Annotated in this window: 18 protein-coding genes and 1 tRNA gene; 3 read left to right on the plus strand and 16 right to left on the minus strand. The window is 65.1% G+C overall.

Annotated features, from left to right (window positions below; translation table 11 throughout):
* Nucleotides 1-7: 7 nt before the first annotated feature.
* The 5 genes from BKG76_RS02705 to BKG76_RS02725 form a co-directional block, all read right to left on the minus strand.
* Nucleotides 8-3,355: an ATP-binding protein gene (locus BKG76_RS02705; protein WP_070935742.1), complete on the minus strand. Its 3,348-nt coding sequence runs from the start codon at nucleotides 3,353-3,355 to the stop codon at nucleotides 8-10.
* Nucleotides 3,342-4,112: a DUF4194 domain-containing protein gene (locus tag BKG76_RS02710; protein ID WP_070935745.1), complete on the minus strand. Its 771-nt coding sequence runs from the start codon at nucleotides 4,110-4,112 to the stop codon at nucleotides 3,342-3,344. Before BKG76_RS02710 ends, BKG76_RS02705 begins: the two co-directional genes overlap by 14 nt.
* On the minus strand, nucleotides 4,109-5,569 hold the full coding sequence (locus tag BKG76_RS02715; protein WP_070935747.1) for a DUF3375 domain-containing protein: 1,461 nt from the start codon (nucleotides 5,567-5,569) through the stop codon (nucleotides 4,109-4,111). The genes BKG76_RS02710 and BKG76_RS02715 overlap by 4 nt, the downstream gene beginning before the upstream one ends.
* Before the next feature lie 148 nt (nucleotides 5,570-5,717).
* On the minus strand, nucleotides 5,718-7,511 hold the full coding sequence (locus BKG76_RS02720) for a fatty acyl-AMP ligase (RefSeq protein WP_070935749.1): 1,794 nt from the start codon (nucleotides 7,509-7,511) through the stop codon (nucleotides 5,718-5,720).
* A 140-nt stretch (nucleotides 7,512-7,651) separates the two neighbouring features.
* Nucleotides 7,652-7,735, minus strand: a tRNA-Leu gene (locus BKG76_RS02725).
* A gap of 143 nt (nucleotides 7,736-7,878) precedes the next feature.
* Between BKG76_RS02725 and BKG76_RS02730 the strand changes: the two genes are divergently transcribed.
* From BKG76_RS02730 to BKG76_RS02740, 3 genes are read left to right on the plus strand one after another with little or no spacing between them, the layout of a single operon-like run.
* Nucleotides 7,879-8,247, plus strand: coding sequence for a hypothetical protein (locus tag BKG76_RS02730; protein ID WP_164910228.1), 369 nt, complete (start codon nucleotides 7,879-7,881; stop codon nucleotides 8,245-8,247).
* A complete protein-coding gene (locus BKG76_RS02735) occupies nucleotides 8,244-8,603 on the plus strand; it encodes a DUF3817 domain-containing protein (RefSeq protein WP_070935753.1) in 360 nt (119 codons plus the stop codon). Before BKG76_RS02730 ends, BKG76_RS02735 begins: the two co-directional genes overlap by 4 nt.
* 57 nt (nucleotides 8,604-8,660) lie before the next feature.
* A complete protein-coding gene (locus BKG76_RS02740) occupies nucleotides 8,661-9,596 on the plus strand; it encodes an NADP-dependent oxidoreductase (protein WP_070935755.1) in 936 nt (311 codons plus the stop codon).
* A 45-nt stretch (nucleotides 9,597-9,641) separates the two neighbouring features.
* Here the strand turns inward: BKG76_RS02740 and rdgB are convergent, their stop codons facing one another.
* The 11 genes from rdgB to clpS are packed head-to-tail and all read right to left on the minus strand — an operon-like array spanning nucleotide 9,642 to nucleotide 17,087.
* A complete protein-coding gene (rdgB, locus tag BKG76_RS02745; protein WP_070935757.1) occupies nucleotides 9,642-10,262 on the minus strand; it encodes an RdgB/HAM1 family non-canonical purine NTP pyrophosphatase in 621 nt (206 codons plus the stop codon).
* Between the two features lie 12 nt (nucleotides 10,263-10,274).
* Nucleotides 10,275-11,051 (minus strand): ribonuclease PH, encoded by a 777-nt coding sequence (gene rph, locus BKG76_RS02750; RefSeq protein ID WP_070935759.1) that lies wholly within the window; start codon nucleotides 11,049-11,051, stop codon nucleotides 10,275-10,277.
* 49 nt (nucleotides 11,052-11,100) lie between these two features.
* Nucleotides 11,101-11,862, minus strand: a complete 762-nt coding sequence (locus tag BKG76_RS02755) for a cyclic nucleotide-degrading phosphodiesterase (RefSeq protein WP_070935761.1) — start codon at nucleotides 11,860-11,862, stop codon at nucleotides 11,101-11,103.
* Between the two features lie 53 nt (nucleotides 11,863-11,915).
* Nucleotides 11,916-12,773 (minus strand): glutamate racemase, encoded by an 858-nt coding sequence (gene murI / locus BKG76_RS02760; protein ID WP_070936818.1) that lies wholly within the window; start codon nucleotides 12,771-12,773, stop codon nucleotides 11,916-11,918.
* 26 nt (nucleotides 12,774-12,799) lie between these two features.
* A complete protein-coding gene (locus tag BKG76_RS02765; protein WP_070935763.1) occupies nucleotides 12,800-13,483 on the minus strand; it encodes a rhomboid family intramembrane serine protease in 684 nt (227 codons plus the stop codon).
* Nucleotides 13,474-14,448, minus strand: a complete 975-nt coding sequence (locus tag BKG76_RS02770; RefSeq protein WP_070935765.1) for a cysteine synthase — start codon at nucleotides 14,446-14,448, stop codon at nucleotides 13,474-13,476. Before BKG76_RS02770 ends, BKG76_RS02765 begins: the two co-directional genes overlap by 10 nt.
* A 6-nt stretch (nucleotides 14,449-14,454) precedes the next feature.
* On the minus strand, nucleotides 14,455-14,727 hold the full coding sequence (locus BKG76_RS02775) for a MoaD/ThiS family protein (RefSeq protein WP_070935767.1): 273 nt from the start codon (nucleotides 14,725-14,727) through the stop codon (nucleotides 14,455-14,457).
* 18 nt (nucleotides 14,728-14,745) lie between these two features.
* Nucleotides 14,746-15,159 (minus strand): Mov34/MPN/PAD-1 family protein, encoded by a 414-nt coding sequence (locus tag BKG76_RS02780; RefSeq protein ID WP_070935769.1) that lies wholly within the window; start codon nucleotides 15,157-15,159, stop codon nucleotides 14,746-14,748.
* Between the two features lie 37 nt (nucleotides 15,160-15,196).
* The gene (locus BKG76_RS02785) at nucleotides 15,197-16,189 is read right to left on the minus strand and encodes a P1 family peptidase (protein WP_070935771.1); all 993 of its coding nucleotides are present in this window, start codon (nucleotides 16,187-16,189) and stop codon (nucleotides 15,197-15,199) included.
* The gene (aosR, locus tag BKG76_RS02790; protein WP_070935774.1) at nucleotides 16,186-16,773 is read right to left on the minus strand and encodes an oxidative stress transcriptional regulator AosR; all 588 of its coding nucleotides are present in this window, start codon (nucleotides 16,771-16,773) and stop codon (nucleotides 16,186-16,188) included. Before aosR ends, BKG76_RS02785 begins: the two co-directional genes overlap by 4 nt.
* A gap of 11 nt (nucleotides 16,774-16,784) precedes the next feature.
* Complete coding sequence (clpS, locus tag BKG76_RS02795) at nucleotides 16,785-17,087, minus strand: ATP-dependent Clp protease adapter ClpS (protein WP_070935777.1); 303 nt, start codon at nucleotides 17,085-17,087, stop codon at nucleotides 16,785-16,787.
* Nucleotides 17,088-17,116: the final 29 nt, after the last annotated feature.

Genomic DNA, 17,116 nt, shown 5'->3' on the forward strand with positions numbered 1-17,116 from the left:
CAGGTCGTTAGCGGGCGTTCACTGCCTTGCGCACATCACCGAGTTCACCGATCGGCACCGTGCGCGTCGAGGCAACGGGCCGCACACCGGGGCCGTCCGGTTTGGACACCATGACCACACTGTCGATGTAGGGCTGGATGGTGGTGGTGTTCTGCACGGTGGCAACGATCACCAACTGGAAGCCGAACTTACGGAACGCCGACAGCGCCTGCTGCGCAAACTGCGGGTCCGATTTCGAGAACGCCTCGTCGAGCATCAGCTGCGCGAAGACCGGCCGGTTATCCCCTGTTTCCGGATTGGCCAGGTTGAAGCTCAGCGCACCGGCGAGGCAGAACGCCATCAGCTTCTCTTGTTCACCACCGGAATTCGCGCCCGCATTGCTATAGGTGCGGATCGCCTCGCCGGTGGTGGCATCGCGTTCTTCGCAGTACAACACGAAGCGGTTACGCACATCCAACGCATCGCGCGTCCATTGGCGAGCCTCGGGAGTCTCGGCCGCCAGTAGGTTCCGCAGCTGCAGGATGTCCTGGTACTGGTCGTGGATCGCCTTCTCGTCCCCCATGGACACTGCCACCGCGCGGGCCGAAATCCGCCGGGCGCGCTCGTTGAGCTCGCCCACCGCCTCGAGCGCCTTCGGTTCGGCGCGCAGGGTCAGTCGCGTGCCCCGGTTGAACTCCACCGAGCCCAGACCGCTGTTGACTCGGTCGATCTGGTCGGTGATGCGGTGCGCCTCCTCCTCGGCAAGCTGGTGCAGCCGCAGCACGGCGGTGGGCGCCTGCTCGGTGATGAGCCGCAGCATGCGCTCATAGGCGGCGGGCAGGTCGCGCTCGTCGATCCGGCGGCACAACGCGACATAGTCGTGGATCTTCTCGTCGAAGTTCTCGCTGTCGTTGGGAATCGAGTCGGGGAAGTCCCGGTCATAGGCATTCAAGATCCGGTTCAGCTCGTTGCGCGAGCGGGTCACACTCTCCCGCAGCACCGACTGATCCTTCTCGATCTGGCGCCACAGCTCCAGCCGATAGGCATCGGGCTCCAGCACGTCCAGGCTGGAGGAGAGCTGCGGTACGTAGGCCTCGATACCCGATCGGGTATGCCCGCCCACCTCGCGCGGGTTCAGATTGTCCAGCAGATCCAGCAGCCGAGTACGGCGTGAATCATGCTCGGATTCTTGCCTTCTCAACGCTCCGATGCGTTCGGAGAGCTTCTTGATCTCGTCGAGATACGAATCTGCCTGCTGCTGCAAACCGGTGAGATCGGGGTTGGCTTCCAGCATCGCGTCGTACTGATCCTGTAGCCGCCCAACGGCCGCCTCGGCCGAATCGGTGTCGATCTGGCTCCAATACTCGTACTGGCTATGCAGTTTGGACCAGCGCACCACCTCCGAGCGCAGCTCCTCGCGCTTGGTATCCATTTCGCCGATGAACTTCTCGGCATCACCGACGGCCTGCTGCGCTTCGACCACGTCATCGGAAAGCGCAGCCCGCTTGTCGCCGGCGTTGCCCTGGTAGATGTACTGGGACGCACGCAGTTCCCGCCGGTCGTCCTTGACCGCGCGCCGGTCGCCGTCCTTGCGCAGCCCCTGGTCGGTAACCGCCCGGCGGTGCTTGCTGAACTCATCGGGGCTGTCGACCAACACGTAGTCGCCCACACCGGCCACCAAATTCATGGCTGCGCCGGCACATTCGTGGTTCGGGTTGGTCACGCGCAGGCAGTCGGCAAGCGTGCCCGGCTCCGCCCGGCGCGGCGCACCGGAGGGGATCACCCGTTCCATCTGCAGGTAGCCCCGCATCGGGTTTTCATTGACGTAGCGCAGCACCTGCCGGTGATGCTGATCGGGCACCAGCAGGCAGAGTCCGGTCGAGCGCAGCACCTTCTCCACGGATTTGCGCCACCGTTCCTGCCCTGGGCGCAGATCCATCAACTCACAGACGTACGGCAGATCCTTGGCGGTCAGACCGAGCGCCGCGGCGATCTCCCCACGCATGCGGTCTTCATCCGGCGGCACCGGCGTGCCCAGATGCTCGACCCGCTTGAATTCGGTGGAGGCGGCCCGCAGTTGATCGCGTGCCGTCGACAGCGCACCGGCGGCCATGACATAGGCGTCATGGCCGGCTTCGAGCTCGGCATTGATCCGGGTGACCGCACGCAGGCTCTCCACCCGCATGGCTTCGAATTCCTCGGCAGATTCGATGTCCTCGTCGTGGCCCAGATCCCATAGCGCGCTGTCGTAAGCGGTACGACGGCGCGATACCTCCTCGGCGCGGGCGCGAGCATGAGCCAGCTCGCTCTTGAGCGGCGCCAGGTTGCTGTCCGCGGCCGCGATCCGGCCGAGCAGCTTGTCTCGTTCACCGGTGAGAATGTCTTGGCGCGACTGGATTTCGTCGCATTCACCGCCGAGGCGGGTGATCTCGGTATCCAGCAGGTCGATCTCCGGACCCGCCAGAGCCAGGCGCTGCTGGTCGACATAGTCGCGGACGGTGTGATGGTCCACCACATCGACGGTGGCCAGCTGTGCGGCATCGCTGGCGTAGGTCTGTTGGATCTGTTCGATATCGCCCAGGGTCTGCCGCTGGCGCTGTGCGACCGCGAGCGCGGCGCGCGCGTCGACCAATGGCGTGATCTGGCCCAGTGCTTCGGAAATCGCGGCCATCGACTCGGGCTCGTCGAGCATGTACTCGCGCACGAACTGTTCCAGGCCGCCCACGCTCTTGAGCGACTTGGCCTTACCCAACAGCTGCTGGGCGGCGGAGGAACCCTGAATACCGACGGCGGCGTACAGCTGCTCCAGATACCAGCGTTCGCTCTTGTGACCACGCCAACCCGCACCCTCGAACACCGAGCCGGCGTATCCCTTACTGGCCCAGGCATTGCACAGGTCACGGATGTCGGCGTCGGCATCGATCAGGTAGTAGCGACTCGAGGAGTCCGAATCCGAGCCTGGGGCAAGCCACTTGAGTACGAGGCCGGTGATCACGCGGCCGTCGGTACCCGAGTAGGTGACGGCGATGGCCGACCAGGCCCCGCCCTTGCCGCGCAGGAACATCTGCTTGGGCCGCTCCCCCGGGTTCTTCAGTTCGCCCCACAGACCGCGCACATACTTGTCCACGGTGCGCTTGCCCATACTGGAGCCCGCGGCGGTGGTGTCGCTGGAGGCGTTGAAGTTACGGCGGTTCGAGGACAGAAACGCCAGTGAGATCGCATCCAGCAGCGAAGATTTCCCACTACCCGAGGAACCGGTGATCAGCGTGCCACGGCGGCTGAACTCGATGCTGTGATAGCCGTCGAACACACCCCAGTTGATGACCTGCAGCCGGGACAGCCAAAACTGCTGGGTCGCCGCATCACTCATCGTCATCGGTCTCGCCATCTTCTTCGTCGGTGGAGTCATCTAACGAGGCGGCGGTGTCGTCCAACGCTCTTCGCGCCAGCGACTCATCGCCACGCTGCAGCAGCTCGTATTGGCGTTGCAGCGCCTCGATCATCTGCGCGGACATCAGCGCGTTGATCACGGGGCTGATGGTGTAGCTGTGCTCGTCATCGCGGGTACGTTGCAGGATCTCGGCCTTGGACAACCGTTTGATCGCCTCGTCAACACGGTCACGCAGCATCGCCTCGTCACGGTCGATGTCGTGGCTGACGTTGGCGAATAGCTCGTGAATATCGTCGCGGCTGACCAACACGTGCTCGTCATGCGCGGTCCGCGCGATCTTGGCCAGGTGCAGCGCCACGATCGATGCATAGGTACCCAAGGGTTCCCGGCGCAGCACCCGGGCGCCATATGCGCTGGGATTCTCCAGCGGGGCGGGTTCGGCGTACGCGACCTCGAGATCGTCGAATACCCGTAGCCGTAGGTCCAACTCGGACAGACGCGAGGCCAGCACCTTTCGGTGCTCGATCATCGACGCCCACAGTTCGGGCTGGCCGTCCTTGCTCAGGTAGCGTCGAGCCACCAGGTTCTGCAGTGCCCAGCAGGCCTTGTCGGGCAGCTCGCTGGTATCGCCGTCGAACCGCGGACCCTTGACCGTTCTGGGCGCCGAGGCGTCGGGTTCAACGCCCGGGAGGTCGTCAAAGTTGATGTTTCCCAACGGCATCCCTGAAGTCTGCGTCGTCACAGCGTCGCCGCCTCTTCCTCGAGGGTGTCCAGCACCGGTTCACGGAACATCAACTGAGGTACCTCCATCACCCGGTCCTGCCCGTCGAGGGACCGGAACTTCACCTTCACCGATTCACGGTCGGCAGTGTTGTCCTGCTTGAGGGCCAGCGACCACAGCACGATGACATCACCCAGATACGGCGCGTCGACATGAGAGATCATGTCGGGCAGGGAAACTGGGCCACCGGCAACAGCGCTGTTGACGGTCTCGGCCAGTGCGGCCATGTCGACCTGCGTGGCCAACGCCGAGAATCCGCTCAAATCGAGTGCCCCCGACGGCGCATCCTGCGCGAGCACCGGCGGCGCGGTGTCCTTGATGGTGAACGAGAGAGCGCCAATGGCGGCGGCGGCGGAACGGCCGATGGGTAGTTCGGCATCGATCGGCGAATCCGCCGTCGACACCTTGAGCAGAGCATGCCCGGCGGCCAGCGCGTCGTTGAGCTGACGCGCGCGCCCACGTGCCTGCTCGGTGGTGCCGGCGGCGAAGAACCGCCGGATGCGCTGTGCGCACCGTTGTTCGATGCGGGAAACCTCCGCGATCTGCTGGGAAACAAGCTTGAAGAAGTTCTTCATGACCTCGCGCAGGCCGGGATCAAGTTCGGGCAATCCCTCAGCGACGCAGGCGATATCGTTGCGCAGCGCGGCACGCTGATCCGGATCTTGGATGGTCCGCGTGAAGGCCGAGAAGGAAGCACGCTCTCGGGAATCGAAAAGGGCGTCGTAGTCGGCGAACATCCGGCGTGCGCGGTCGCGGAATCCGGAATCCGAATCCTCGGCGGCATCGATCAACCCGGCGGTGATCTCGTTCTGCATGCTGCCGTAACGCACGATATCGGTGATCACCTGTTCCATCTGGTACGCGATGGCGCGGGTCTCGTCCTCAAGGTCGACGATGTCCGGTTCGGGACGGTATCCGTCGTCGATGGCGTGCAACTGGGTCTGCAGCTCCGCGATCTGCGCTTCGATATCGGCGCGCATGCGGGACGGGTCACCGTCCAGCTGCGTGGCGACCCGCTTGAGGCCCGCGGCGATACCGGCGATGGAACCGCCCGTGGCCACGGTGTCGGCCCGGCGCAGCCGGCGGACGAACGCCAGCGCACTGCGGGCGTCCTCGGTCAGCGAGCAGACGTTCTCGGCGTCGGGACCGGTGCCATCCGATGCCCGGTGCAACCACCCGTCGCTCGCCCAACTCTTGATGAGGGCCAGCCCTGACTGCTCCCCCAGCCCGACGGCCCCCAGATCTCTGTCCAACTTGGCCACCAGCAGGGGTTCGGAGACCTTCGCGCTGCGGTCCAGGTGGCGTTCCATCAGGGTGATGTACGGCGCCAGATTCTTGGCGGCCAGCAGCCGGACCGCGCGGGATTTCTGCACGTCATCGTTGTGCGCGAACAGCTCTTCGACTGTCAGATCATTCATCGCACACCTCCATCACATCGCTAGCGGCTTGTCCCCCGGCCGCGCAGCCGTCACAGCCACTGGCCCGGAAAACCTACCGGGCCGACGAGGGCGTGGCGAATGGGCTCGCTGACGTGGGACAAATGAGGCAAATGAGTTAGCTGGGATCTCAGTGAACGCCCAACGTGCCATCCAGGTACTGGCGGCGGCAGGCTCGCCGCGCCAGTTTTCCACTGGTGGTGCGCGGGATGGCCCCGGCCGGAAGTAACCGCACGTCGGAGGGCTTCAGTCCGTATTCGGTGTCGATCGCGACGCGGATCGCGTCGATGGCTTCCTGCGGGTCTGCCTTGGCGGTGCGGGAAGCACGCTCGGCGACGATGACGAGGCCATCATCGGCTGTGAATGCGGTCACGTATCCGCGCCGCACGATCGGCGAGGCATCGGCCACGGTGGCCTCAATGTCCTGCGGATAGTGGCTCTGCGCATCGATGGTTATGTGATCGGCGAGGCGGCCGGTGACGTACAACTCACCCTCGAGATAAAAGCCCAGATCGCCGGTGCGCAACCAATTGCCCTCGATATTGGCTTTGGCGGCATGGCTTTTCGCTTGTGTTTTGCCAAGCCGCGCGTGAAACGCCCTCTCCGTGTCTTCTGGTCGACCCCAGTATCCGCGTCCAACGTTGTTGCCCTGCAGCCAGATTTCACCGACGTGACCGTCCGGAAGCTCATCTGCGCCCTCGGCATCGACGATGACGCCATGCAGACTGCGGGCAAGCTGACCGCAGGAAACATGGATGGTGGCGTTGGCCGCGTCGGGAGTGGTTGGCACCGCACGGCCTTCGGCGAGCCGTGCGCGATCGAGGTACACGACGGAGGGTTCGGCATCCGGCGCGATGTTCGCGATGAACAGCGTCGCCTCGGCGATACCGTAGGAAGGCTTGAACGCGGTCGACGGTAAACCGAAGGGCGCGAAAGCCTTTTCGAAGGTGCGGATGGCGTCGATGCTGACCGGCTCGGAACCGATGATCATCACCACCTTGCCCAGATCGATATCTGCGCCATCCTTGGGCACACCACGTTGCGCCGTGTACTCGTAGGCGAAGTTGGGCGCGGCCGTGATCACGCGACCTTCTTTGCAGCCGTCGGAGAGCGCCTTGATCCAGCGCTGCGGACGTCGGACGAAGGCCGTCGGCGACATGAGCGTGGAGTGACCGCCGTACACGGTCGGGAAACCGATCATCGACAGGCCCATGTCGTGATAGAGCGGTAACCAGCTGCAGCCGTGCGTGTTTCGATCCAGCAGATCGATGGACAGGATCATCTGCGTCAAGTTGACGCCGACGGCCCGGTGGGTGATCTCCACGCCCACCGGAGGGCGGGTGGCGCCCGAGGTGTACTGCAGATGCGAGACGTCGTCATCCACGAGGTGGACATACTCGAAGGCATCCCCCGCTTCGTCGGGAATCTCGTCGATGACGAGCACGCGCGGAGTTTCCGGACGGCCATCAAGGAACTCCTCGACAGAATCCCGCGCCGCCGCCGTGGTCAGAACGACCGTGGGCGTGCAATCTCTCAGGGCGGTGTCCAGCCGTTCGGCGTGGCCGGGCAGCTCGGGCGCGAAAAGCGGCACCGCGATGGCGCCGGCCTTGATGGCGGAGAAGAAGCCGATGACATAGTCGAGGCCCTGTGGGGCCAAGATGGCGACCCGATCACCGCGCGCCATGTGGTCTTGCACTCCAGCCGCGACGGCGTTGAGGCGGATGCCGAGCTGCGACCAGGTGAGTTCGATGGCCTGCCCGTCCTCCGAACTGGTGAAGTCCAGGTAGCGGTAGGCGACGGTGTCCCCGACATTCCTGATGTTCCGCTCGATGAGGGATATCAGTGTGGTGCCGGGCGGCAGCCCGATGTTTCCGTCGGCGTCTAGGCAATCATCGATGTCAAGCAAACCGTCACTGCGAACCACGTTTTCAAGTCTAGGCGCGGCTGGGGTGGGCGCCGAGATCTACGTTGTGCACGCGCTCACTCGCACGTTGTCTACACAACGTCGATTTCGACGCAATACGGCGAAGAACCGCGCAGCGCACCAGCATGGACATCGATTCGTGCGGGCGGAGGGACTCGAACCCACACGCTCTTTCAAGCACTGGCACCTAAAGCCAGCATGTCTGCCAATTTCATCACGCCCGCAAGGCAGGTCAATCTTACAGGCCGGACCGAGCCCGCCGTTGCTACCGCGAAACGGCCACGTCGCCCCGCGAGGAGTTCCTCGGACCTAAGCGCTGACCAGGGGCGTTGGCATCTGCACCTACCTCACGCGGTACCGTCAGAAGGTGTCCACTACACGGCGTCGGAGACCGGCACTCATCGTGCTGGTCGGCGTCAGTGTGGTCGCATTCCTCTGCCTGGCCTACTGGCAGTTCCAGCGCTTCGAGTCCGTGACCGGCGACGGCCAGAACCTGGGTTACGCGCTGCAATGGCCGCTGTTCGCGGCCTTCGTGATCTGGGCCTACCGCCGCTTCGTCCAATACGAGGACGAGGGCCCGCCCCCGCCGCCCACCGATCGGGTCACCGAGATACCCGAGGGTCTGTTGCCCACGCGCCCGGCCGCCGCCACGCCCGACCCCGCCGACCGCACTCTCACCGAGTACAACGCTTACCTCGCCGCCCTGGCCGAACAAGATAGGAAGCCCACCCCGTGACCGAGCCCGAAGCCACCCCCGACACGCCCGTGGTCACCACCCCGGTGGAGAAGATCCGCGGCGCGCTGTGGCGCTACCGCATCCTGGCGTGGACCACCGGCGTGTGGCTTATCGCCCTCTGCTGGGAGATGTGGCTCAAATACGTTGAGCAGGTTGCGCATCCGCCGAGCTGGATCGGCATCGTGCACGGGTGGATCTACTTCGTGTACCTGATTTTCACCACCGATCTGGCCGTCAAGGTGCGCTGGCCGTGGCCGCGCACCATCGGCACACTGCTGGCCGGCACCATCCCACTCCTCGGATTCATCGTCGAGCACTACCGCACCAAGCAGGTCAAGGAACAATTCGGCCTCTAGTCAAAGAAAACCCTCATGTCAGGAATACTGACATGAGGATGAGGCTTGGATAGCGATATGACCACCACACATGCAGTTGTCGCTACCGCGTATGGCGCATCCGACGTCCTCGAACTCCGCGAGGTACCCCTCGACGGCCTCGGTGAGGGCCGGGTCCTCGTCGACGTCAAGGCCGCCGGCGTCAATCCGATCGACTGGAAGTTGTACTCGGGCGCCTTCGGCACCGATCCCGACAACCTCCCGATGCGTCTGGGGCTCGAAATCTCCGGCACCGTCGCCGCCGTCGGCCCGGGTGTCGACGGGCTCAAACCCGGTGACGACGTCATCGCGGCCGGGCAAATCGGCGGTTACGCCGGTCAGATCATCGCGGCCGCGGACGAGGTGTTCAAGAAGCTGGCGAGCTTGTCCTTCGACGAGGCCGCCGGGTTCCTCCTCACCGGACAGACCGCGGTCCATCTTCTCGAGGCCACCAACGTCACCGAGGGCGACACCGTCCTGATCCACGGCGCCGCGGGCGGCGTGGGCCTACTCGCCACCCAACTCGCGAAGGCTCGTGGCGCCACCGTGATCGCCACCGCCAGTGCGGCACGACACGACCAGTTGCGCGGATACGGCGCCATTCCCGTCGAATACGGCCCCGGTCTGCAAGAGCGGGTCAACGCGATCGGGCCCGTGGATGCCGCGCTCGATCTCGTCGGCACCGATGAGGCCGCCGATGTCTCGTTGGCGCTCGTCGCCGATAAGGACCGCATCGCCACGATCGCCGGATTCGGCCGTGCCGCAAGCGATGGCTTCAAAGCACTGGGCGGCGGTCCCGGCGCCGACCCGGGCACCGAAGTCCGGCGCGCGGCGCGCCCCGAATTGATCCGCCTGGCGGGCAACGGCGAACTGAAAGTCACCGTCGACCGCACCTATCCGTTGGCCGAAGCTCGTCAGGCCCACGAGTACGGACAGACGGGTCACGCCCGCGGCAAGATCATCCTGCAGCCATAACCCTCGCGAGCAGTTCCCCGCCAGGGGGCTGCTCTCCAGGAGAGGCTACGGCGCGGTGCGGCCCAGATTCACCAGGTTGCGCAGCATCGGTAGCAGCGCCGCCAGCGCGCGTCCGCGATGCGATACCGCGTCCTTCTCCTCGGCCGTCAACTCCGCGGCGGTCCGTAGGCCACCACGGGGAAGGAAGATCGGGTCGTAGCCAAAGCCGTTCTGCCCCGCGGGTACCCGTGCGATCGAACCCTTCCAGCGGCCCTCGACGACGACCTCTTCACCTTCCGGTGTCACCAGCGCGCACGCGGACACGAAGGCCGCGCCGCGGCGTTCGTCGGGCACATCCGAAAGCTGCGCGAGCAGCAGCGCGGTGTTGGCGGCATCGTCTCCGTGCCGCCCACTCCAGCGCGCCGACAGCACCCCGGGCATCCAGTTCAGCGCGTCCACCGCGAGACCGGAATCGTCGGCAACACAGGCCAATCCGGTGTGCTTGGCACCCTCGCGCGCCTTGATCAGTGCGTTGTCCTCAAAGCTCGCACCCGTTTCGGGCACTTCCTCGTACTCCGGAACATCGGCCAGCGATACCAACTCGACACCGGAAACACCCGATGATTCGAGCACCCGTGAGAGCTCCGCGAGCTTCTTCGGATTACGGCTTGCGACGAGTATTTTCATGGCCCCCGCCTACTACGAACCGAATGCCTTTTTCTGGGGCGCGTCGGGCAGTACCCCGGGGTACGGCAACGCGAGTGCTTCCTTCTGCAAGACGAACAGCTGATCTGCGGCGCCCACGGCAGCGTCGAGCAACTTGTCCAGGGTAGACCGCGGGAAGGTGGCACCCTCGCCGGTGCCCTGCACCTCCACCAGGGTGCCGGTATCGGTGGCCACCACGTTCATATCCACCTCGGCGCGCGAATCCTCTTCGTACGGAAGGTCGACACGCACCCGACCATCCACCACGCCGACACTCACGGCGGCGATCGCACACGACAGCGGCTCGTCATCTGCCAGCTTGCCGTGTGCGGCCAGGTACGTCACCGCGTCGGCCAGGGCCACATAGGCACCGGTGATCGCGGCGGTGCGGGTGCCGCCATCGGCCTGCAACACATCGCAGTCAATGGCAATGGTGTTCTCCCCCAACGCCGACAAGTCGATACATGCCCGCAGCGAGCGTCCGATCAGGCGGCTGATCTCCTGGGTACGACCGCCCACGCGCCCCTTGACCGATTCGCGGTCGCTACGGGTGTGCGTCGATGCCGGCAGCATCGCGTATTCGGCTGTCAGCCAACCCAGTCCGGAGCCCTTACGCCAACGCGGTACACCCTCGGTGGCGCTGGCGGTGCACATCACCCGCGTCTGGCCGAACTCGATGAGTACCGAACCCGCCGGATGGGCGGTGAATCCGCGGGTGATGGTTACCGGGCGCAGCTCGTCGTCTTGTCTGCCGTCTTCTCGTCTGGACACGCCTTCGACCCTATCGTCTCCGCGGCGGCGCCGAGTCCGAGTGGCAGCGCTACAGGTCGATGCTCTCCCCGGCGACCACGGCACGGACCGGTCCGTCGAACGCCGACTTGGCCTCCGCGATCACGTCCTCGCGCGAGGTCCACGGCGGGATATGGGTGAGCAGTAGTTCCTTCACACCCGCACGGGTCGCGATCTGCCCCGCTTCGGTCCCCGACAGGTGAAGGTCCGGCGGACGGTGTCCCGGCATATGCGTCCACGACGCCTCGCAGAGAAACACATCGGCATCGCGAGCCAGCTCGACCACGGCATCGCAGATACCGGTGTCTCCGCTGTAGGCCAGGACGGCGCCCGAGGCATCCTCGATCCGCAGCCCGTACGACTCCGGCGGGTGCGCCACCCTGGTGGGAGTCACGGTGAGTGACCCGAATTGGACGGGCACACCCTCGCTCCACGCGTACAGGTCAAAGATGTCGGTGAAATCGTCGACCTCACCCCCGATCTCGGCAGAGGCCGCACCGACACGCACCAGGGTGTCCGCGGGCCCATACATGATCGCCTTACCCTTGGGCGGATTCGGGTGATAACGGCGCCACACGAACAGACCGGGCAAGTCCAGGCAGTGATCGGCATGCAGATGCGACAGCAGAACGGACACCGATCCGGGATCGGCGAAACGTTGCAGGGAGCCCAAGACACCACCACCGAAGTCGATGACCAACGGTGGCGCATCCGGTGCCGTCAGAAGGTAACCAGATGCCGGTGAATCCGGTCCGGTGACACTGCCTGAACAGCCGAGCACGGTGACTCGCACAGCCCTAGCTTGCCACGCCTGGCAAGCGTCTCGGCAGAGGGGCGCAGGGGTGTCTAACTGGACGGCGTAATTTCGGTGTAACCCGGAACACCGCTAGCTCGAGTTTGCACCGCTGTCACAGCCGGGCCGAGGAATCGGGCCGCCAGAGTGCGGAACGCATCGGGGTCGCCGGTTGCCTCGAAAATGCGGTTCGGACGCGAGGTGCTCGGGTTATCCGGATGCGGCCGCAGCAGATCGCGCTCCGACAGCACCCGCAGCAGGTCCTTGGCGGTTTCCTCGGCACTGGACACCAGCGTCACGTCCTCGCCCATGGCCAATTGGATCAACCCGGACAGCAACGGATAGTGGGTGCAGCCCAGCACCACGGTGTCCACCTGTGCCCGCTGCAGCGGTTCCAGATAGCCCTCGGCAAGCTGAAGTACCTGCCGTCCGCTGGTGATGCCGCGTTCGACGAAATCGACGAAACGCGGACACGCCACCGCCGTGATCTCGGTATCACGCGCGGCGGCGAACGCGTCCTGGTAGGCACCCGAGGCGATGGTCGCCTCGGTGCCGATGACACCAATCTTGTTGTTGTGCGTGGTGTGCACCGCCCGTCGCACCGCGGGCAGCACCACTTCGATCACGGGCACCGGCGCGTACCGTTCACGGGCATCGCGCAGGCACGCTGCCGATGCGGTGTTGCAGGCGATCACCAACGCTTTCACCCCGCGTTCGACGAGGTCGTCGCCGATCGCCAGCGCGTGCTTACGGATCTCCGGAATGGTCAACGGACCGTACGGCCCGTTGCCGGTATCGCCGACGTAGAGGATGTCCTCATCGGGTAGCTGATCGATGATCGCCCGCGCCACGGTCAATCCGCCGACCCCCGAATCGAATATCCCGATCGGGGATGATCCGCTCGCGCGAATACCGTCCGATGCCGCGCTCGGCCCGCTCACGTGGTCAGCCTCGGCGGCGCCCCCGGACCGCGTGTGGCCTTAGCCTTGCGTTCCCTACCGGAGAGCCAATAGGCGGCGAGCACGCCGGCGATGGCACCACTGAGGTGTCCTTGCCAGGACACTCCGAACTGGCCGGGCAACACACCCCACAGCACGCCGCCATAGAGGACGATCACGATGACGCCGATGAGGATCTGCGCCACACTCCGATTGAAGAAACCTCTGACAACCACATACGTGAGCCAGCCGAAGATCAGACCCGACGCCCCGATGTGATTGGTCTCGTAGGGCGATCCGATGTTGCCGATGAGCCACGTGCCGACTCCACCGAGAACCCAGATGATGGCGGTGGCCAACAGGAAGCGCCCCACGCCCGCGGCTGCCGCCAAGAAGCCCAGCACCAGCGCGGGCACCGTGTTGGCAACCAGGTGCCCCCAGTTGGCATGCAGCAACGGCGCGAACAGGATGCCGTCCAGACCGTCGGTCTCCAGGGGCCGGATGCCGTTCTCGTCGAGGCGGTGGCCGCTGACCGAATCGATCCCCTCGACGACATACAACAGGGCGACGAACGCGACGACCAGGATTCCGCCGGTGACCCACTGCGGACGGCCGGGCCGCTCGGGACGGGATGCAGCGGACCCCGAATACTCGGATCCACTGCCGTATCCCGTCACGCCCACAGCTGCCCTTCCAGTGCATCCTCCGCGTCATCCACGGTACCGGCGTACGCACCGGTCGACAGATACTTCCAACCCGCATCGGCCACCACGAACGCGATATCCGCGCGCTCCCCGGCCTTGACGGCCTTGGCGGCCATGCCGAGTGCTGCGTGCAGGATGGCCCCGGTCGAGATGCCCGCGAAGATGCCTTCCACCTGGACCAGCTCCCGGGTGCGGCGCACCGCGTCGAATGACCCGACGGAGAAACGGGTGGTGAGCACCTCAGGGTCGTACAGCTCGGGCACGAATCCCTCGTCGATGTTGCGCAGTGCGTAGACACCCTCGCCATATCGCGGTTCGGCGGCCACGATCTGGACCCCCGGCACGTTCTCGCGCAGGAATCTTCCCGTACCCATGAGGGTGCCGGTGGTGCCGAGCCCCGCGACGAAGTGTGTGATCTCGGGCAGGTCGGCCAGAATCTCCGGCCCGGTGCCACGGTAGTGCGCATCGGCATTGGCCGGGTTGCCGTACTGGTACAGCATCACCCACGAAGGGTTTTGTGCGGCAAGCTCTTTGGCCTTGGCGACGGCGGTATTGGAGCCGCCCTCGGCCGGGGAGAAGATGATCCTGGCACCGTAGAGCTCGAGCAGCTGACGCCGTTCGATGGAGGTGTTCTCCGGCATCACGCAGATCATCTTGTAGCCCTTGAGCTGTGCCGCCATCGCCATCGAGATACCGGTATTACCGCTGGTGGGCTCTAGAATCGTGGCGCCCGGCTCCAATAGTCCATCCTGTTCGGCTTGTTCGATCATCCGCAACGCGGGCCGGTCCTTGATGGATCCGGTCGGGTTGCGGTCTTCCAGCTTGGCCCACAACCGCACGTGCGGAGAACCGTCACCACCTGAATCCCACCGAGGGGACAGCCTCTGCAACCCCACCAGCGGGGTGTTCCCGAGAGCCTGCAGTAACGAGTTGTATCGGGTCATGCGCCGCTAGCCACCGGCCACGGCAGGCAGGATGGTGACCGAATCGCCATCGGCGATCACGGTGTCCAGCCCACCCGAGAACCGCACGTCCTCGTCGTTGACGTAGATGTTGACGAAACGGTGCAACTTGCCGTCATCGACGAGCCGGTCGGAAATCCCTGAATAGTTGGATTCCAAATCCGCGATCACTGCCTGCAGGGTCGAACCCGTTGCCGCGACACGCTTCTCACCGCCAGTGTGGACGCGCAGGATGGTCGGGATCGATACTTGAATCGACATGGTGGACGGTCCTTTTCTCTAATACTGCTCGACGATGGCGATGTCCTCTTCGGTGACCACCCCGTCAACGATCCGATAGCTGCGCAGCTCGTGCTGCTCGGGATCACGAGTGGACACCAACACGTAATGGGCATCGGGCTCCGCGGCCAGGTTGATATCGGTGCGGCTGGGGTAGGCCTCGGTTGCGGTGTGGGAGTGATAGATAACCACCGGCACCTCGTCGGCGTCATCCATCTCTCGCCAAACCCGAAGCTGCTCACCGGAATCAAAGCGATAAAAAGTCGGAGATCGCTCGGCGTTGATCATGGCCACATGCCGTTCGGCCCGGTCGGAGCCCTCCGGACCGGCCAGCACCCCACACGCCTCATCGGGGTGGTCGGCACGGGCATGCTTGACCATGGCGTCGACCAGGTCGGCACGTATACGAAGCACTACCGGTCCTTCCTACCCTCTGGGGCCGCGACGGCCACTACGAAAACGCTCCAGGCAACACGTCACGATATGCGGGTATTCCGGCCACGCTCGCGGCGCCCACCACCGCGCGCACCACGGCCCGCTCGACACAGTCGGCGGCGGCGATCCCCACCGCGGCAGTGAGGGCATCGGCATCACCCTCACTCGTTCCCGTCGCGAGCACATACAGCGTGTCCCCGTCCATCGGGGTATGCGCGGGCCTGATGGCCCGGGCCAACCCGTCGTGAGCGGCAATGGCGACACGGCGGCACTGCGCCTTACTCAAGCGGGCATTCGTTGCCACCGCACCGATCGTGGTGTTCAGCGACACGGATTTGTCCGGCAAGCCGCGCAACGTCTCGACCTCATCGGCCGGCGGTGCGCTCAGCTCGGACAGAATATCGGCGGTCCAGGGCAGTCCCGTCGCCGGATTGATCACCAGTCCAACGGGATTCGCAACGACGAGGGCACCGACGATGATCCCGTTGCCCAAGCACACACTGGCCGAACCGACGCCGCCCTTGAGTGTTCCGGCCCTGGCTCCGGCACCAGCACCCACCGCACCCCAGTCGGGCGCATCATCGGCGAGCGCTGCCGCTCGGTAGCCGAATTCGGCGTCGGGCCGGTTCTTCCAGGCACCTACCGGCAGATCGAAGATGACCGCCCCCGGGACGATGGGCACCGTGCCGCCGGGCAATGCCACTCCCCTGCCCCGCTCCTCCAGCCAGCGCATCACCCCGTCGGCGGCCGCCAATCCGTAGGCGCTTCCCCCGGTGAGCACGACGGCGTCGACCGTCGAGACCGTGTTGGCGGGATCGAGTAGATCGGACTCGCGGGTTCCCGGCGCGCCACCGCGCACATCAACAGCGCCCGTGGTCCCCGGCGGCGTCAGCACCACGGTGGTGCCGGTGGCCCAACCCGATCCAAGGGTGGCATCGGCGTCCACCCGCTGGTGATGACCCACGAGGATTCCCGGAACGTCGGTGATCGCCCCAGAGAACTGGCTCATACCGCCGATTTCCCCATCAACGCGAGCACTAACAGCTCCTGCATCACGGTCAGCCAGTGGTAGATGTCCATGTGCCCGGCCATCGGATCGTCGACGGGCAGCTCCTGCGGTCCATCGCTGTCGATCCCGAGCATCGCCCCCAGCGCCAACCGCACATCGTTCAGCGCGGTCAACCATGCCCGCGCGTCGGCTTCGGACAGCTCAAAGCGTCCGCCGTCAGAGGGAAGCGTGCGCAACAACCGTTGACCGGCCTCACGTTTGGCGTCGATGATCTCCGGCTCGTACAAGCTGCGCAATGCGCTGTTGAGCCCGGTGACCGCCTCGATGCTGCTGGTGCCATCCTGGTCGGGCCGGTGAAAGTCCGGCAGGAGCCGCCCCAGGGTGACGTCGGTGGGGGCCTCGGTGTTTCCGGTACGGATACCGGTCAGCTGTGCCAGTTCGTCGCTGGGCGCTGCCGATTCGCGCTCGTCCAGCATCGCAAGCATCGATGTGACCATCGATTGAACCAGTGCCGCCTCATGCGGCTCCATCTCCGAGCGCAACCGAATTCCATCGGAGGCGTTGACGCGCTTCCATTTTCGCACGAATCAGCGGCTCATCGGTCCTGCTGCAGGGTGGCCCACAGGCCCGCAGCGTGCAGCTTGCTGACATCGATCTCCATCGACTCGCGCGCACCGCACGACACCACGGCCTTGCCTTCGTGATGGACCTGCAGCATCAAGTTGGTGGCCTCTGTCTCGCTGTAACCGAAAAGCTGCTGGAACACGTAGGCGACGTAGTTCATCAGGTTCACCGGGTCATCCCAGACGATGGTGACCCACGGCGACTGGGTCTGGTCGACATGTTCGACAGACCTCTCCGCGATAGTCCCTGGCAAGGCTCGCGCCGGCGCACCCATGGCCCCAGAATACCGGGACCGCCAACTCT

This window comes from Mycobacteroides franklinii (genome assembly GCF_001853795.1).
GTDB lineage: Bacteria > Actinomycetota > Actinomycetes > Mycobacteriales > Mycobacteriaceae > Mycobacterium > Mycobacterium franklinii.

Excerpts from the sequence above, each read along its gene's own strand:
- BKG76_RS02705 (WP_070935742.1), bottom strand. The coding sequence starts at position 3,355 with ATGACGATGAGTGATGCGGCGACCCAGCAGTTTTGGCTGTCCCGGCTG.
- BKG76_RS02715 (WP_070935747.1), bottom strand. The coding sequence starts at position 5,569 with ATGAATGATCTGACAGTCGAAGAGCTGTTCGCGCACAACGATGACGTG.
- BKG76_RS02740 (WP_070935755.1), top strand. The coding sequence starts at position 8,661 with ATGACCACCACACATGCAGTTGTCGCTACCGCGTATGGCGCATCCGAC.
- rdgB (WP_070935757.1), bottom strand. The coding sequence starts at position 10,262 with ATGAAAATACTCGTCGCAAGCCGTAATCCGAAGAAGCTCGCGGAGCTC.
- BKG76_RS02770 (WP_070935765.1), bottom strand. The coding sequence starts at position 14,448 with ATGACCCGATACAACTCGTTACTGCAGGCTCTCGGGAACACCCCGCTG.
- BKG76_RS02775 (WP_070935767.1), bottom strand. The coding sequence starts at position 14,727 with ATGTCGATTCAAGTATCGATCCCGACCATCCTGCGCGTCCACACTGGC.
- BKG76_RS02785 (WP_070935771.1), bottom strand. The coding sequence starts at position 16,189 with ATGAGCCAGTTCTCTGGGGCGATCACCGACGTTCCGGGAATCCTCGTG.
- clpS (WP_070935777.1), bottom strand. The coding sequence starts at position 17,087 with ATGGGTGCGCCGGCGCGAGCCTTGCCAGGGACTATCGCGGAGAGGTCT.